The sequence below is a fragment of the Nocardia huaxiensis genome, from assembly GCF_013744875.1.
GTDB lineage: Bacteria > Actinomycetota > Actinomycetes > Mycobacteriales > Mycobacteriaceae > Nocardia > Nocardia huaxiensis.
On record NZ_CP059399.1, the window covers coordinates 3,402,649 to 3,418,557 of the forward strand.

Annotated in this window: 14 protein-coding genes and 1 tRNA gene; 10 read left to right on the forward strand and 5 right to left on the reverse strand. The window is 66.4% G+C overall.

Translation table 11 applies throughout. The annotated features are described in order from the left end of the window. Nucleotides 1–4: 4 nt before the first annotated feature. The 5 genes from H0264_RS15105 (at nt 5) to H0264_RS15125 (ending at nt 5,112) form a co-directional block, all read left to right on the forward strand. Nucleotides 5–76: transfer RNA gene (locus tag H0264_RS15105), tRNA-Val, on the forward strand. A 191-nt stretch (nt 77–267) separates the two neighbouring features. Further along, the gene (locus H0264_RS15110) at nt 268–603 is read left to right on the forward strand and encodes a DUF6247 family protein (protein WP_181584542.1); all 336 of its coding nucleotides are present in this window, start codon (nt 268–270) and stop codon (nt 601–603) included. 359 nt (nt 604–962) lie between these two features. Further along, nucleotides 963–1,391 (forward strand): hypothetical protein, encoded by a 429-nt coding sequence (locus tag H0264_RS15115; protein WP_181584543.1) that lies wholly within the window; start codon nt 963–965, stop codon nt 1,389–1,391. A 123-nt stretch (nt 1,392–1,514) separates the two neighbouring features. Continuing rightward, the gene (locus tag H0264_RS15120; protein WP_276514549.1) at nt 1,515–2,525 is read left to right on the forward strand and encodes a DUF3558 family protein; all 1,011 of its coding nucleotides are present in this window, start codon (nt 1,515–1,517) and stop codon (nt 2,523–2,525) included. A 244-nt stretch (nt 2,526–2,769) separates the two neighbouring features. Continuing rightward, nucleotides 2,770–5,112: a DUF6185 family protein gene (locus tag H0264_RS15125; protein WP_276514550.1), complete on the forward strand. Its 2,343-nt coding sequence runs from the start codon at nt 2,770–2,772 to the stop codon at nt 5,110–5,112. A 415-nt stretch (nt 5,113–5,527) separates the two neighbouring features. Here the strand turns inward: H0264_RS15125 and H0264_RS15130 are convergent, their stop codons facing one another. Together H0264_RS15130 and H0264_RS15135 are read right to left on the reverse strand one after the other, a co-directional pair. Next, nucleotides 5,528–5,833, reverse strand: a complete 306-nt coding sequence (locus tag H0264_RS15130) for a hypothetical protein (RefSeq protein ID WP_181584546.1) — start codon at nt 5,831–5,833, stop codon at nt 5,528–5,530. Nucleotides 5,834–5,947: 114 nt separating this feature from the next. Further along, the gene (locus H0264_RS15135; RefSeq protein ID WP_181584547.1) at nt 5,948–6,736 is read right to left on the reverse strand and encodes a GTP-binding protein; all 789 of its coding nucleotides are present in this window, start codon (nt 6,734–6,736) and stop codon (nt 5,948–5,950) included. Between the two features lie 131 nt (nt 6,737–6,867). On the opposite strand from H0264_RS15135, the gene H0264_RS15140 reads away from it, so the two are divergent. The 5 genes from H0264_RS15140 (at nt 6,868) to H0264_RS15160 (ending at nt 11,891) form a co-directional block, all read left to right on the forward strand. Beyond that, nucleotides 6,868–7,314: a Zn-ribbon domain-containing OB-fold protein gene (locus H0264_RS15140; protein ID WP_338040151.1), complete on the forward strand. Its 447-nt coding sequence runs from the start codon at nt 6,868–6,870 to the stop codon at nt 7,312–7,314. Next, nucleotides 7,307–8,506: a lipid-transfer protein gene (locus H0264_RS15145; protein WP_181584548.1), complete on the forward strand. Its 1,200-nt coding sequence runs from the start codon at nt 7,307–7,309 to the stop codon at nt 8,504–8,506. The genes H0264_RS15140 and H0264_RS15145 overlap by 8 nt, the downstream gene beginning before the upstream one ends. Before the next feature lie 102 nt (nt 8,507–8,608). Beyond that, entirely contained in the window at nt 8,609–9,793 is a 1,185-nt protein-coding gene (locus tag H0264_RS15150) for an NAD(P)/FAD-dependent oxidoreductase (RefSeq protein ID WP_181584549.1), read from the forward strand. Between the two features lie 10 nt (nt 9,794–9,803). Beyond that, nucleotides 9,804–10,748 carry a sigma-70 family RNA polymerase sigma factor gene (locus H0264_RS15155; protein ID WP_244976195.1) on the forward strand — a complete coding sequence of 315 codons (945 nt, stop codon included), beginning with the start codon at nt 9,804–9,806 and terminating at the stop codon, nt 10,746–10,748. A gap of 60 nt (nt 10,749–10,808) precedes the next feature. Then, complete coding sequence (locus H0264_RS15160) at nt 10,809–11,891, forward strand: serine hydrolase domain-containing protein (RefSeq protein ID WP_181584550.1); 1,083 nt, start codon at nt 10,809–10,811, stop codon at nt 11,889–11,891. Here the strand turns inward: H0264_RS15160 and H0264_RS15165 are convergent. The 3 genes from H0264_RS15165 to H0264_RS15175 are packed head-to-tail and all read right to left on the reverse strand — an operon-like array spanning nt 11,888 to nt 15,822. Beyond that, on the reverse strand, nt 11,888–13,303 hold the full coding sequence (locus H0264_RS15165) for an aspartate ammonia-lyase (RefSeq protein ID WP_420832063.1): 1,416 nt from the start codon (nt 13,301–13,303) through the stop codon (nt 11,888–11,890). The two genes, H0264_RS15160 and H0264_RS15165, sit on opposite strands and share 4 nt — an antisense overlap. A gap of 21 nt (nt 13,304–13,324) precedes the next feature. Beyond that, nucleotides 13,325–14,356 (reverse strand): asparaginase domain-containing protein, encoded by a 1,032-nt coding sequence (locus H0264_RS15170; RefSeq protein ID WP_181584552.1) that lies wholly within the window; start codon nt 14,354–14,356, stop codon nt 13,325–13,327. Next, a complete protein-coding gene (locus H0264_RS15175; protein ID WP_181584553.1) occupies nt 14,353–15,822 on the reverse strand; it encodes an amino acid permease in 1,470 nt (489 codons plus the stop codon). Before H0264_RS15175 ends, H0264_RS15170 begins: the two co-directional genes overlap by 4 nt. Nucleotides 15,823–15,909 lie beyond the last annotated feature (87 nt).

Consider the following 15,909-nt stretch of genomic DNA (forward strand, 5'->3'; position numbering starts at 1 on the left):
ATCCGGGCGTATAGCTCAGCGGTAGAGCACTGGTTTTACACACCAGCGGTCGGGGGTTCGATCCCCTCTGCGCCCACTCCGAACCGGCAGGTATCTGCCGGTTTCTTCTTGCCCCACATGCCGATTCGTGGGGCAAACGTGGGGCACCGGAGCGTAGCTTGCAGCTTGCTCGGTTCCTGTGCTTGCCAACGAGCTTCGAGTCGAGGGGCGTTGTGGACCTGCGAAAGAAGCTGCGTTTCTGACGGTGGCGCCAGCTATCGTTGTGACATGGCGTCACCAGCATCGCTTCCGTCCTCGCCGCAGGATGTTCCCGCAGCCGATCCAGCTGCGATTCGTGCTGCGCTAACGCCGGCGCTGCTGGCGGAGTTCGATCAGGAGTGGGCGATTGTGCTGGATCGAGCCAAAGAGTCCCACGAGCTCACCGGCGTGTTCGATCTGCTGAACAAGTGGCAGCACATTGTGGTGATGGAACGACGTTCGCCCGGCACCTATTTCGGTTTACTCGCGAAGGCTGAGCAGATTCTGCAGGCGGGTGGAAGTCGCGAGTCTGTCTCCATCGAGGATCATCGAGCCGCGATCCAACAGCGGCTGCAGGCCGGCTGAGGCATCGGCGCAGCCTATGTACCGAATAATCGTTGACCCTGCGGTCGACGAGCAACTTGATGCGCCGCTCCTTGGTCGTCCTGGTCGACTCGGACGGTAACGAGGTCGAACTGCAGGTTGCCTAACCGTTTCGGTGGATGGCCGGAAGGTTTAGACACCAGCGGTCGGGGGTTCGATCCCCTCTGCGCCCACTTCGAAAGTTCCTGGCCGAGAGCCGGATTCATTCTCTTCATCGTCAAGCCCTTGGTTCTTGTGGTTCCGGTTGGGCGAGCGATATGAAACGCTTCGATTTCAAAAGTGCTCGCTGGGTGAGTTGAGCGGGCCTGTCGCAACGACTCGGAGTAAGGATCGTCGGATCGATGAAGAGTGCAGGACTGGCCGCGGTGGCTGCGGGTGCGTTGTTCCTCCCGGTTGGGCTGGCGCCGTCGGCGTCCGCGGAGGTGGAGGATATTCACGTCACTGCCTGGGGCGGGGGCGAATATCAGGTCGCATGCGATTACGTCGGAGCGAGCTGCAACATCATGGTCCGCATGTTCGGCGCCGACTACACCCTGCCCGCGACAGTGACGATCAATGGTCGCGCCCTCGATTCGGCGGAACGTACGGATTACCCTGACCGGCAGCGCAGTGCGATCCAGGGGACGTGGCGACCGGCGGCGAAGGGTGCGTACACGATCGTTGCCACCCAGGGGGCCTCGACCAAGTCGCTCGTCGTTCAGATCACCGGGGACGCCAAGATCGGCACCGGTTCGCTGTCGGGTCTGCTGCCCAGTGGCTCGGGTAGCTGATAGCTGTGTGGCCGGCGGGGTGATCGATCGCGGGGTCTGATAGGAACGGTGCGCACTGTTCGGGTGGATTCATGCGGGTCGGAGGGGTTAGGGGTGGTGGGTGTGCGGCCTGGTTGGTGGGCCATGGGAGTTGTGGGAATCCTTGCGGGCGCGGTTGTCGCTTGTGGGGCGGAGGATTCCGTTTCGGCGGAGTCGGGTGAGCGTTCGGCGGTGTACAGCGATCCGTGCGCGATGCCCGATGAGGCGCTGGCCGCTGGCGGTCTCGTCGGTGCGGACAAGATGCCGGGAACCATGGGGGTCGAGTTCAATGGGTGGAAGGGGTGCAGATGGAAGACCACGGCCGGCTGGTACACGGTCGCGCTGTATACGGGTCCGCGGAAGCTCGCTGATTTCCAAGAGGATTCCATTTTCCGGCAGGAGTTCGCGCCTGTGGCGACAACGACTCTCGGGGATCGGGATGCGGTCGTATTCGCGGCTGCCTGGGACCCGAGTCGCCGGGAAATGTGCCATATCGGTGTGGAGACCTCCACGGGGATGGCGCTGTTCCGGGCGAGCACTTTCGTTCCCGAAGGACAGCAGCCGGCGGGCGATGTCTGCGCCGAAATCACCAGGGTGGGAACCGAACTCGTCGACTATCTGCCGACGGCGGTTGATGCTGCGGGGCCGCCGACCAGCTCCACCGCGCCGGTGCGCTCCGAATCCGACGTCTTGGCGCTGTTCGGGAATCTCGATCCGTGCGCTGTTGTCACGCCGGCCGAGGTGGAACAGCTGACCGGCACGGCTGGCTTGACGGGCGAGCGGACGGTCAGCGTGGAGGGGCGGACTGTCAGTTGTGCCTGGGGTGGTGAACGGCCCTCGCTTCAGGTCGATTTCCATGGGCTCGTCAAGGATGACTACACGATCGTTCCGCCTAATGAGCGCAGTCGGCAGGTGAGTGCGAAGGTGGGGCGGAATGTCGATGTCACCGGGTATGACGCGACCGACTGCATGGCCATGACGCTGTATGACGGACCGCGTCGGATGGTGTCGAGCGCCGTTGATCCGGCGGGTGATGCGACGGTCGAGGGCGGGGTTTGCCAGCGGGCCGAGCCGGTTTTCGAAAGCGTTCTGGCGGAACGTATTCCGTGGGCGTGACGGGCAGGGGCTGGATCACGGGTGGATCCGGCAACGGCGGCGAGGCGCGTGGCGTCTGTAGAGGGCCTCGGCGGCCGCACTCAATTCCCTCTTGGCGCAACACGTCACACATCAGGCGCTGAAGGTCCTCGACGTAGGGGTCCGGAAAATCATAGAAAGGACTACTGCAAACCGAGAGTGTTGGAGGGGGCCGACCTCCGTGAGTATTACTCGTCGGCTATGTGTGCTTCTCGCGGTTGTCAGTGTGCTCGTAGCGCCGTTGGCCGGCATCTACTTCATTACTGACAGGAACGAGACTCCTCGGGCCGAGGGTGGATATGCCTGTGAGCCGGGATATGTGGTCGATGCTCGGGTCAAAGTTTCGGTGAAGATTCGCGCCGAGAGGTCCGATTATCCCCGATTGATCACCGAAACCGTGATCGACATGGGTATCGACGGAATCGCACAGTCGCTCATGATGTCCGATGACCGCTGGGAATATCGCTCCACAATGCGCTGCCTGCTGGGCAGAGAGCACGAGAACTTCGGAACATCCGGGGAGCGCCGGAAAGAAAAGCCAACAGTCATAGTGCGGGACAATCGCGTGACCGTTCTCGACAAGAGCGAAACGGCACTGTGGGATGGATGGAGCATGGTGACGTCCGGGCTGGTCACCGCCCGGCAGACTGATCCGGGGCTCTGGGATCTCAGTCTTCATGTGCCCTCGGTGCTTTCGGAAGCATCGTGGGAATCGCTCAGTCTGGAAGCCCCCAATGGCTGGCTGACCAATCCGGCGCCCTGGCCACCCACCGAGGCCGACAGCGCGCACATCGTGTGGTCACCGTACGACCGTGCGAATCCACCCGATGTAGTGGCGACGCTGCGCGAGAGCACAGCGCGAAGAATCGTTGAATACAGTTACACCTCACCGTATTTCGAGTGGGAGTTCGGCCTGAGCTGTCTGGCGTTCGTCATCGCCGTCGGTGCCGTGTGGACCCTGGTACGAAGGTCGCACCTGCCCGTCGGTTTCACCAGAACCAGTCGTGCCTACCGGACGGCGTCGAGGATCAGTGCGGCGGCGGCGATCTTCACTGTCGGGTGGCTCGGCGTCCAAGCGGTGATCAGATGGCAGGCCGACAGCTACAGTGCGGACACCTGGATGATGGTGGAGAACTGGTCTGTCGCAGTACTTTTGGGCTTCTGCGCGATCTGCTACGGCGTCGGCCGGCTCAGCGCCGGGCTGTTGGTTCTGGTGTCGGCGGGGGTACTGAGCTACTTCGGAATGCACTTCGAGGGCGGCCCCTCGGCCGCATTCCTCAGCGTTCCGACGCCGATCGGCGTCACGACCAAAGCCGCTGTGGCACTGATGATGTTGGCTCTAGGGTCGGTCGGGTTCGTGCAGGCGCTGCGCAGTGCATCGAATCTGTCCAGGTCGCCCGCTTCATCGGCCCGCGCATGGTTGGCGGTGGTCGCGTTCTCGACGTTCGTGCTACTGGACCGGCTGCTCGCCGATGCCGTCGGCATCGTCCGCATCCGCTGGCTCGCGCTGGAGGAACTGAGCCCATCCACGGTGTGTTGTACGTTCGACCGCTACTCCGCGACATGGGCGAACGAGATGCTCTTCGCTGTGCCCGTAATTCTCGCGGCGGTCGTCTGGGGAGTGCTGGTCGCGCGCCGAGAGAACGGTGATACGGATTCGCGATGGTTGATCTACTCGGCGGTCGCGATCTTCACCTTGGCAGGCACGCCGATCAACACCTACGTTCTCGGCTTCAGAGTCCCTCAGTTGCTGGTGATCGCGCCCGTAATGTATTGGCTTGTCACCGTTTCCGTCCCAGTGCTGGATCGGCGCGACCGCGATGGACGCAAGCTGCGCGACCGCATGCAAGGTCCCGAGCATGCCCGGTTGCGTGATGCCGTGCTGCGCGGCGTCGCGCAGTATCCCGAGACGACCACCACCGCCCGCTTGCCCAATCGGGTCTCGGCCGTGGATGCCCTCCTTGCCGTCGGCCCGCACCGGTCGCCCATCGCGAACGCGCGGACGGCCTGTCGCCTCGCACTCATGATCGGTCTTCCCATCGCGATCCTGGTTGATCTCTGGGCCTGGCATCGAGGTTTCGATCTATCGCTCGCGCGCCAGGACTTCCTCAGCGGCTTGGCCATCGAGCTGCTGTGGGAGGTGGCGCTGTGGACTGCGGTAGGGATCACGATGGGCCTGCTGTGGCAATGGCTTCCGGGACGCTGGGGCCTCACCAGGGTCAGCCCATTGATCGTGGTGTTCGGTATCGGCCAGTTGGGCGCGACTCTGGACAGCGCCCTGGTCAGTCAGCCGTTGCTACTTCGTCTGCTTGCCGAGCTCTTGACGTTTTCGATCGCCGCCACACTGGTCGGCCTCGCGATGGATCACCTCACGCTGCGTCCGGATGCCGAGCGGAGTCGGCGGGTCTTTCTGGCCGCCTACGGATTACGAAGCGTCGCGAGTCAAGCCACCTTCCTGCTGGCTCAGATCGCAGCGGTGCTGGCTATTGTGAGCTTCCTGCGCGGGCAAGGAGACGCGCCTTCGGCTCCATCGGTGGATCCTCCGCTGGTCCCGAGGCCGAACCCTTGATCAATCGTGGCGAAACGGCAATCTGAAGTCGTTGTGTTTCATATGATCTGGCCGGTGCGGTGAGGGCCGCCCATCAGCTGGAACAGATTTGAGGACAACTTCATGAAGCGCGTGATTCTTGTGGGGGCTGTGGTTTTTGCGGCGCTCGGGGCCGGGGTGGGGACTGCGGGAGCGGAAGGGATTCCGGTTACACCGCAGGGGGCGGATGTGGACACCGGGTCGGCGAAGGATCTGGGGAACGCGGTGGGGGCCGGGTCGGTGGATGCCGGGAGTTCGGCCGCGGCCTTGGGGAGTGCGTTCGGCGGGGGCTATCTGGGTGGTGTGCTCAGCGGGTTGTCATCGCAGTGAGCGAAATGATTCGGGCCGGGGCGCACTGTGCGACCCCGGCCCGAATCATGCTGCGGAGCAGGCGGTTCTAGCGGGTGCAGATGCCGCTGAGGAGGGTGGCGGCCTGGCCCACGGCGGCCACGTCGCCGGAGTCGAGGGCGCGGGCGTAGGACTCGATGTAGGTGGCTTCGTCGCCGGTGGCCTCGACGGTGCGGAGGCGGGCGGCGGCGTCGGTCATTTCGGCGCCGTGCGGGCCGAGGGAGCCGTAGCTGTGCAGGATGTCGACGGCGGACTGGCAGGCGGGGGTCATGGCGTTGGCGGTGCCGGTGGGGAGGATGAGGAGGGCGGCGGTGGCGCCGGCGGCTGCGAGGGTGGCGGTGAGGGTTTTGCGCATTCGTTCACTCCAAGCGGTCAATTGCTGATTGTGGGTTCGAGTTTGCCTGATGGTCAGGCGAATCCGATCATGCACCCGCGGGACCATCGCGGGCGCAGGGGAATTTGTGACAGTTCAGTAGTCGAGGGCGTGTTCGGGCTGGCAGACGTCCAGGGGCGAGGGGAGATAGCGGACGATGGCGTCCAGGAGGGGGACGGTGTCGTCGCTCAGCGGGGTCGCGCCGCACAGGATGGGGACGATGTCGCCGATGCGGGTGAGCGAGCGGATGCGCTGGTGCAGCTGTTCGAGGGGGATGTCGCGCAGGGCGTGGTAGGCGGTCGCGTCCGGGGTGTTCTGCTGCATCACGGTTTTCACGAGGTCGGCGTAGGACGCTTCGGCGAGGGCCCAGTGCGGGCCGTAGATGTCGGCGGCCAGCGGGCCGAGCGCCCACATCGAGAGCAGGTCGATGCTGCCTTCGAAGGCGGCGCCGGCGCCGAGCGGAATCTGCAGGGGCAGGGGTACCGCTCCGCGGGTGTCGGCGATGGTGTGGACGCAGTGCGCGAAATCGGCGCCGGGGTGATCGAGGGCGGTGATCAGGCACAGGCGCGCGACCTGGTGGTCGTCGGCGACGCGCAGGATGGTTTCCAGTCGCGGGGCGTGGGGTGCGGTGGCGTGCACGACCGCGATCACGCTGTTGGCCACGCGGATGGATCGTTCCAGGGTGGCGATGGGTGCGTCGGCCGCGAGCTGGGTGAACCGGATGGTGTGGTCGACGCGGGCCGCGGCCCAGTGGATGACGTCCGGTGGGGAGGCGGGCAGCCCGGCGGCGTGGGACAGGCGTTCGATCACCCGTTGCGTCGCGCCGGGATCACCGATGATCGTGACATTGCGGATCGCCTGCGGGTCAATGGCTTTGCTGCCCATCGCGTTGCGGTACTCCAGATCGACTCGAGGATTCGTCGCATCCTCGATCCGGATTCACCGTACCTCCGCGCGGGCACCGGTGGATGGGATTTCGCCCCCAAAGTAGAACGTGTTCCTATACGGTCGGGGCTGTGCAGAAAGAACAACGCCCCGCGGTGGCAGACTGGTTCACTGCGGAGGACGGCGCGGTGCGTCTGAAGGGAAGCCGCTGCAATAGCTGTGGCACACCGTATTTCCCGCGGAACACCCTCGCCTGCCGCAATCCGCAGTGTGCCGGACCGAAGGACGGGTCCGAGCTGGCCGAGTACCTGTTCTCGACGCGCGGCCGGATCTGGTCCTACGCCGACGCGCGATACAAGCCGCCCGCACCCTATGTGTCGCCCGACCCCTTCGAGCCGTATGTCATTGCGGCGGTGGAGCTCGAGGTCGAGCAGATGGTGATTCTCGGACAGGTCGTGCGCGGATTCACCGTGGACGATCTCGCCGTCGGCATGCCGGTCGAGCTGGCGCTCGGCGTGCTGTACGAGGACGAGGAAGCGGAGCACACGGTGTGGATGTGGAGGCCGGTCAATGACTGACACGAATCGCGATATCGCCGTCCTCGGCGCGGGTATGCACCCGTGGGGCAAGTGGGGACGCAACTTCGTCGAATACGGGCTGGTCGCGGCGCGGGCGGCGCTGGCCGACGCGGGCGTGAACCACCTCGACGTCGGGTACATCGCGGGCGCGGACACCATCCGCAACGGGTATCCCGGATTCGTCGCGGGCGCGACCTTCGCACAGGCACTGGGCTGGTCGGGTGCGCGGATCTCGAGCAGCTATGCCGCGTGCGCGTCCGGCGCGCAGGCCATTGCGAGCGCTCGCGCCCAGATTCTGGCCGGGCTGACCGATGTGGCGCTGGTGGTCGGCGCGGACACCACGCCGAAGGGGTTCTTCCAGCCGGTCGGCGGCGAACGCCGCGATGACCCGGACTGGCTGCGCTTCCACCTGCTCGGCGCCACCAATCCCATCTACTTCGCGCTGTACGCCCGCCGCCGGATGGCTTTGCACGGCGCGACTCTCGACGACTTCGCCGCCGTCAAGGTGAAGAACGCGCGGCACGGACTGAACAACCCGAATGCCCGCTACCGCAAGGAAGTCACGGCGGAGGAGATCGCGGCCTCGGCCGTCGTCTCCGATCCGCTGCGCCTGCTCGACATCTGCGCGACCAGTGACGGCGGCGCCGCGCTGGTGCTGACGTCGATGGATTACGCACGCCGCCACGGCATTTCCGATCCGGTGCGGATCAGCGCCCTGTCGACGGTCACCCCGACCTTCCCGAAGACCGTCATCGATCTCCCGGATTTCGCCACGGATTCCGCTGTCGCGGTCGAACCGCAGCCGCGCGTATTCCGTTCCGCCATAGCGCATGCCGCGTACGAGGAGGCCGGTCTCGGCCCCGAGGACCTGTCGCTGGCGGAGGTCTACGACCTGTCCACCGCCCTGGAATTGGACTGGTACGAGGACATCGGCCTGTGCGAGGTCGGTGGCGCGGAGCAGCTGTTGCGCAGCGGCGCAACGACTCTGGGCGGACGGATTCCGGTGAATCCGAGTGGCGGTCTGGCCTGCTTCGGCGAGGCCATCCCGGCGCAGGCCATCGCGCAGATCTGCGAGCTCACCTGGCAGTTGCGCGGTCAGGCCGACGGCCGTCAGGTGGAGAACGCCCGCGCCGGTATCGCGGTGAACCAGGGCCTGTTCGGGCACGGTTCGGCCACCATCGTCATGCGCTGAACTCGCCGTCCGGCCGCAGGTGACGCACGTCACTGTTCGCTCCTGTCAGGAAATCGCGAGCTGTCTCGTTCAAGCAGCACGCGAACCAGACAGGAGCGAAACATGCACCGCATCGTCGTCCTCGGGGCCGGATACGCCGGAGCCTTCTCGGCCGGATACCTTGCCCGCCAATTGCATTCCGATGATTTCGAGATCACGGTCGTCAATGCCGAACCGGATTTCATCGAGCGGCTGCGCCTGCATCAGCTGGCCGCCGGGCAGGAGCTGCGGCATCGGCCGCTGGCGGAGATGTTCGCGGGCACCGGGATTCGACTCCGGGTGGCACGGGTGACCGACATCGACGTCGAACGCCGGACCGTCACCGTCGCCGACGGCGCGGGCCTCGACCGCATCGACTACGACACCCTGCTGTACGCACTCGGCAGCACCGCCGCCGACCACGGTGTTCCGGGTGTCGCCGAGCACGCCTTCCACGTGGCCGCGCGGCCCTCGGCGCTGCGACTGCGCGAACGCTTGAACACATTGGGCGAGAACGGAAATGTGCTGGTGGTGGGCGGCAATCTGACTGCCATCGAGGCCGTCACCGAGATCGCCGAATCCCATCCGGGGTTGCGCGTCGCCCTCGTCACCAGCGGCGAGGTCGGCGGCTGGCTGGGTGTGAAGGCCCGCCGTCATCTGCTGCGGGCGTTCGACCGGCTCGGCATCGCCCTGCACGAGCACGCCGCCGTCGAGCGCGTGCGGGAATCCGCGGTGATCACCGCGGACGGCACGGTCCTCCCCTCCGATGCGACGGTGTGGGCAGCCGGTTTCGCCGTGCATCCGATCGCCGCGGCCAGTGGTCTCGAGGTGATCGCCGACGGCCGGATCCGGGTCGACCGTCAGATGCGGTCGGTGTCGCATCCGGACGTCTACGTCGCCGGTGACAGTGCTTTCGTGCTCGGCGACAATGGCAAGCCGCTGCCGATGTCGTGTGCTTCGGCGGGTTTCACCGGCTCGCAGGCGACGGCCGCGATCATCGGTGACCGGACCGGGCGCTCGATCGCGGAGGCCGGGCTGCCCTATGTCGGCAACCACATCAGCCTCGGCCGCAAGGACGGGCTGTTCCAGCTGGTCGATGGTGACGCACAAGCGAAATCGTGGGCGCTGCGCGGCCGGGCGGCGGCGCGCGTCAAGTCGGCGATCCTCGGCACGGCCGCCTGGGGCGTGGGTCACCCGACCTTCGGGAAGCTGGATCACCGTTACCGCTCGGCCTCCCGGCAGTCCGCGCCCGAGGGTGTCACCGCCTAGGGTCGTGTTCATGATCATGGACACCGCCACCGTGGCGCGTTTCGAGGCCAGCCGGAATCGGCTGGCCTCGCTCGCCTATCGCCTGCTCGGCTCGGCCGCCGACGCCGAGGACACGGTGCAGGACGCGTTCCTGCGGTGGCAGGCCGCCGACCACGAGCATGTCGAGGTGCCGGAGGCCTGGTTGACCAAGATCGTCACCAATCTGGCGCTGGACAAGCTGCGTTCGGCGAAGACACGGCGGGAACGCGCGGTCGGCGCGTGGATGCCCGAACCCCTGCTCGACGGCGATCCCATGCTGGGCCCGGCCGACACCGTCGAGCAGCGCGAGTCGGTGACCGTGGCGGTGCTGCTGCTCATGGAGCGCCTGTCACCGGTCGAACGGGCCGTTTACGTGCTGCGCGAAGCCTTTTCGTACTCCCATGCCGAAACGTCCGAGATCCTCGGCATCACCGAGTCCGCCAGCCAGCAGCACCTGCACCGCGCCCGGCGCCGAATCACCGCCGCGCGCAATGAAACCGAGACCGACCCGGCCTCCGCGCGCCGCATTGTCGAGGCGTTCATAGCCGCTGCTTCGTCGGGCCGCACCGAACAACTCATCGCCCTGCTGACCAATGACGCCACCGCCGTGTCCGATGGCGCCGCCGGTCTGGCCGAGAAGCTCATCCGGTACGTCACCCCCGAACAGGTCGCCCACGCGATGCGCGTCGGTATCAAACCCACCGCCGCCAAGCGCGCGCTCGCGGGCGGCACGCCCTCGATCCATGCCGCCGTGATCAACCATCAACCGGCCCTGCTCTTCGTGGTCGAGGACCGGATCGCTGGCATCGCGATCCTGGAAATGCGCGGAGACAAGATCGCGGGCATGTGTGGCATCGCCGCCCCGGCCCGGCTCGGCCGCCTCACCGGCGAATGGCGGCGACACGAGCACGACGACCCGCTGATCGAATCCTGGTAAACCGCCCGGCTCGAGCGTGTCGCCGTCACTCGGTGTCCGATGGCTATTACTGTGCGCCAAATGCGTCGAGTGCTGCTCGTCCTGTCTGCTGCCATGCTGTTCGCGGGTGCCGCCGAGACTCCCGCCGTCGCCGATGCCGGGAGGTGGCAGCGGGCGGTGGACGGCATCGCCGCCATGGGGGCGTCGGGGGTGCAGGTGCACGTGCATGGGCCCGGCGGAGATTGGGACGGGTCCGCGGGCGTGAACGAGATGAGCTTTCTGGTCCCGGTGCTGGGTGGTGGGCGATTCCGGATCGGGAGCATCACCAAGACGATCACCGCGACCTCGCTGCTCCAGCTCGTGGGGGACGGGCGAATCGGGCTGGACGACGGGGTGGCGGGGTGGCTGCCGGAGTTCGGGATCGATCCGCGCATCACGGTGCGAATGATTCTGGCGCAGACCAGTGGGCTGGCCGACTACCTCAATGGCGGTGGCGGGGCACCGCCGCTGGTGGGGGACACGCTCGGGGATATCCGGCGGACCTGGGAGCCTGCGGAATTCGTGCACTGGGCCACGGACAAGCCCTTGCAGTTCACGCCGGGGAGCGGGTGGGCGTACTCGAACACCAACTACATCGTGGCCGGGCTGCTGATCGAGAAGGCTTCGGGGCTGCCGTACAACGCGAACGTGTACAGCCGGATCACCATGCCGCTGTTGATGTACGGGACGAGTGTGCCGCAGACGATGGAGGACATTCTCGGCCCGCACGCGCACGCCTACTACAACTACGGCGGCGGGCCGGTCGATGTGACCTACCAAAATCCGTCGTATGTGTGGGCCGCCGGTGGAATCGTCTCCTCCGCAAGGGATCTCGATACCTTCCTGGGCGGGCTGCTCGGCGGGCGCTTGCTGCCGCCGCACCTGCTGGCCGAGATGCGGGCCGCACGGCCGGTGAACGGGTCCTACGGATACGGGCTCGGGCTGTACGAATATCACCTCGGGAACGGGTGTGTCGGGTACGGGCACGAGGGGTACGTCAACGGGTACTCGTCGATCGCCATGCGCAGCGCCGACGGCAGCCGGGGCATCTCGATGTCGGTGACCGGCGGCGGCGGGCATTCCGCCGCCGTGGATCGCCTCGTCGAGGATGTGATGTGCGGCTAGCCGGTGGTCACCGGCGCGGGCAGACCGGCCAGACGATGCGGGGCCAGTAGGGCTTTCACGGTTTCGGTGTCGACCAGGCCCAGCTCCGTGGCGATTTCGCTGACGGGCTGCCCGGTTTGCAAGGCCAGCTTGGCGATTCGGGCGCTGGCGGCGTAGCCGATGTGCGGGGTGAGGGCGGTGACTATGCCGATGGAGCGGTGCACGCCCTCGGCCAGGTGATCGCGATTGGCGGTGATGCCGGTGACGCATTTGGTGGCGAGGGTGTCGGCGGCGGCGGTCAGATGCGCGGTGGTCTTCAGGATGCTGTAGCCGATGATGGGCTCGAAGGCGTTGAGCTGGAACTGGCCCGCTTCGGCGGCCATGGTGACGGCGAGGTCGGCGCCGATGGCTTCGAAGGCCACCTGGTTGACGATCTCGGGGATCACCGGATTGACCTTGCCGGGCATGATGGACGAACCCGCCTGCACCGCAGGCAGATTGATCTCACGCAGGCCGGTCAGCGGGCCGGAGGACATCAGGCGCAGGTCGTTGCAGATCTTCGACAGTTTGACGGCGACCCGCTTGAGGATGCCGGAGACCTGGACGAAGGCGCCGCAATCCTGTGTGGCCTCGATGAGATTCTCTGCGGGAGTGACGTTTTCGCCGGTGATCTCGGTCAGGCGCGCGCAGGCCAGGGCCGGGTAGGCGGGGTGACCGTTGATGGCGGTGCCGATGGCGGTGCCGCCCAGATTGCATTCGCGCAGCAGGGCGATGCCCTCCTCCAGGCGGGAGCAGTCCTCGCGGAGCATGACGGCGAAGGTGCCGAACTCCTGGCCCAGCGTCATGGGGACGGCGTCCTGGAGCTGGGTGCGGCCCATCTTGATGACATCGGCGAATTCCGTTGACTTGCCGGAGAATTCGTCGATCAGACGGCCCAGCGCCGCGACGAGATCCCGAATGTGCCGGATGACCGCCAGGCGGACGGCGGTCGGATAGACGTCATTGGTGGACTGGCCCAGGTTCACGTGATCCAGCGGATCGAGTGCGGTGTACGCGCCGCGCTCGTGGCCCAGCAGTTCCAGTGCGCGATTGGCGATGACCTCGTTGGCGTTCATATTCGTGGAGGTGCCCGCGCCGCCCTGGATCGGGTCGATCGGGAACTGGTCGTGCAGTGCGCCGGAACGGATTTCGGCGCAGGCCGCTTCGATGGCGGCGGCGCGCTCGTCGTCGAGCAGGCCGAGCTCGCGATTGGCTTGGCAGGCGGCCTGTTTGACGGCGGCGAGGGAGACGATCAGGGCCGGATACCGTCCGATGCTGTCGCCGGTGATGGCGAAATTGTGCAGGGCGCGGGCGGTGTGGATCCCCCAGTAGGCGCTGCGCGGAACCTCGAGTGTGCCGAGGGAATCGGATTCGGTGCGGGTATCGAGGGTCACGATCGTCTCCATGTGGTCGTCTCAGTTCTCGTCGATGTGCGGGTGATCGGTGAGTTCGCCGAGCAGATTGGTGGTGAGCATGCGGCGGAGTTCGGTGGAGGGGAGATTCAGAGCGGCGAGGTAGGACAGTTTGGCCAGGGCGGCTTCGCGGGTCATGTCGCCGCCGGGGAGTGCGCCCGCGTCGAGCAGGGCGCGGCCGGGCCGGTAGAGGGCGAGATCCACGGATCCGCTGTCGCAGTGGGTGATCACGACGACCGGGGTGCCGCGGTCGGCGGCGCGGCGGACGGCCTCGACTGTGGCGGAGCCGTGCATGGGCATGGTGCCCGCGCCGTAGCATTCGAGCACCACGCCGCCGTGGTAGATGCGCAGCGCCACATCCAGCAGGTCCGGGTCCATGCCCGGGAATGCGGTGAAAAGCCCTACCGGAGAAGTGGTTTCGCCCGGCCAGGCGGCCGGCAAGGCCCGCGTCGCCGGGGGCGTGTACTTCCGCAGCGTGACGAAGGCATCGTAGCCGTCGGCGCTGCGCTTGCTGGCGCGCACGGCGGGATGCACGGCGGCGCCGAAGGCGATGAACGTGCCCGGACCCGGTTGGTTCGCAATCGAATCCAGGGCCATCCACAGGTTGTCCCGTGCATCGCTGCCGCGCTGCCCGAGCGGAATCTGCGCGCCGGTGAGCATGACCGGCACCGGAATATCGTGCAGCTCGAAGGCCATTCGAGCCCCGACGTAGGCCATGGTGTCGGTGCCGTGGATGACGATCACGCCGTCGCAGTGGTCGGTCAGCCTGGAACGCACCCGGGCCGCGATCCGCCGCGCCGTGTCGTGATCGGCATTGGCGCTGTCGATGACCTCGTCGAGCTCGGTGTAGCGCAGGCCGACCGGGATTCCCGAGCCGGCCGCGAATTCCCGTACGACAGTGGCGATTTCCTCGCCGATCCCTTTCCTGGGATGCAGGCCGTCGCCATGGTCGACCATGCCGAACGTGCCGCCGGTGTAGAGAATGTCGATGCTCAATTCCCGCTGTCCCACGGGTGCTTCCAGGGCGGAACTCATAGGCTCTTGTCCCCCTCGCCGGCAGCGACGGCCGGGATGGGCGCCAGCACCTCGGGATCCAGTCGCCCGCGCACCCGGTACCAGCCGGCCACCATGGCGGCGACCACGCCCAGGAATACGACCAGCGTGATGCGTCCGATCTCGGTGTCGAAGAACATCAGAACGACCACCGCCACCAGGAATCCCAGCGTCAGCACATTGAGCACCGGCGCGTACGGCAGCCGGAACTCGGGCCGCTGGTATTCACCGCGTTCGGCGCGGCGCACGAAGATCCAGTGGCAGATCATGATCGAGGCCCAGGTGCCGACGATGCCGAGGCCGGCCAGGTTCAGCACGATCTCGAAAGCCTTGTGCGGCATGACCATATTGAGCACCACGCCCGCGATGCCGACCACGCTCGTGATGAGGATGCCGCCGTACGGCACGCCATTGCGGTTCATGCGCGCGGCGAAGCGCGGTGCGGCGCCGGCCACCGCCATCGAGCGCAGGGTGCGGCCGGTCGCGTACAGCCCGGCATTGAGGCTGGACATGGCGGCGGTGAGCACCACCAGGTTCATGACGTCGCCCGCGTGCGGGATGCCGATCTTGCTCATGACCGTCACGAACGGGCTCTTGTCCGCCGAGTACGCCGTCCACGGCAGCAGCAGTGTGAACAGCACGACCGAGCCGGCGTAGAACAGGATGATCCGCCACATGATGGAGTTGACGGCCTTCGGCACGACGGCGCGGGGATTGTCGGATTCGCCCGCGGCCACGCCGATCATCTCGGTGCCGCCGAAGGCGAAGACCACGCCGAGCGCGATGGTCAGCATGGGTGCGAGGCCCTTCGGGAAGAGCCCGCCATTGTCGGTGATCGTGGAGATGCCCGGCATGTTCCCGTCGATGGTGGTGCCGGTGACGATGAAGCCGATGGCCACCAGCATGAACAGCACGATGGTGCCGACCTTGATCAGCGCGAACCAGAATTCCATCTCGCCGAAGAGCTTGACCGACACCACGTTCAGCACCACCACGACGGCGAGTGCGATCAGAGCCAGCACCCACTGCGGCACCGGCACGAAGAACGACCAGAAGTGCGCGTACAGCGCCACCGCGGTGATGTCGGCGACCAGGGTGGTCGACCAGTTGAGGAAGTACAGCCACCCCACCGAGTACGCGCCGCGCTCGCCGAGGAATTCGCGGGCGTAGGACACGAACGCGCCGGACGACGGCCGGTACATGACCAGTTCGCCCAGTGCGCGGACCACCATGAAGGTGAAGATGCCGCAGATGATGTAGACGATGGCCAGTGACGGCCCGGCCAGCGCCATGCGCCCGCTCGCGCCGAGGAACAGCCCGGTCCCGATCGAGCCGCCGATGGCGATCATCTGCATGTGCCGCTTGCGCAGGCCCTTCTGATACCCGACGTCACCGAGATCGACTCTGGGCGCGGGGGTGGTCGCCGCCGGCGGCTGTTCGTGCTGCATGGAAAACCTTCCTCGGACCGCCCGGCCGTGCGAGCGCGATGGTTCGGAAGCGCTCAGGCAGTAAGGCTGTCAGGCTGTAAGACAGGT

Bases quoted from the DNA above. Each gene is read 5' to 3' on its own strand.
- H0264_RS15110 (WP_181584542.1), top strand. From the start codon at position 268: ATGGCGTCACCAGCATCGCTTCCGTCCTCGCCGCAGGATGTTCCCGCA.
- H0264_RS15115 (WP_181584543.1), top strand. From the start codon at position 963: ATGAAGAGTGCAGGACTGGCCGCGGTGGCTGCGGGTGCGTTGTTCCTC.
- H0264_RS15120 (WP_276514549.1), top strand. From the start codon at position 1,515: ATGGGAGTTGTGGGAATCCTTGCGGGCGCGGTTGTCGCTTGTGGGGCG.
- H0264_RS15130 (WP_181584546.1), bottom strand. From the start codon at position 5,833: ATGCGCAAAACCCTCACCGCCACCCTCGCAGCCGCCGGCGCCACCGCC.
- H0264_RS15135 (WP_181584547.1), bottom strand. From the start codon at position 6,736: ATGGGCAGCAAAGCCATTGACCCGCAGGCGATCCGCAATGTCACGATC.
- H0264_RS15145 (WP_181584548.1), top strand. From the start codon at position 7,307: ATGACTGACACGAATCGCGATATCGCCGTCCTCGGCGCGGGTATGCAC.
- H0264_RS15150 (WP_181584549.1), top strand. From the start codon at position 8,609: ATGCACCGCATCGTCGTCCTCGGGGCCGGATACGCCGGAGCCTTCTCG.
- H0264_RS15155 (WP_244976195.1), top strand. From the start codon at position 9,804: ATGATCATGGACACCGCCACCGTGGCGCGTTTCGAGGCCAGCCGGAAT.
- H0264_RS15160 (WP_181584550.1), top strand. From the start codon at position 10,809: ATGCGTCGAGTGCTGCTCGTCCTGTCTGCTGCCATGCTGTTCGCGGGT.
- H0264_RS15170 (WP_181584552.1), bottom strand. From the start codon at position 14,356: ATGAGTTCCGCCCTGGAAGCACCCGTGGGACAGCGGGAATTGAGCATC.
- H0264_RS15175 (WP_181584553.1), bottom strand. From the start codon at position 15,822: ATGCAGCACGAACAGCCGCCGGCGGCGACCACCCCCGCGCCCAGAGTC.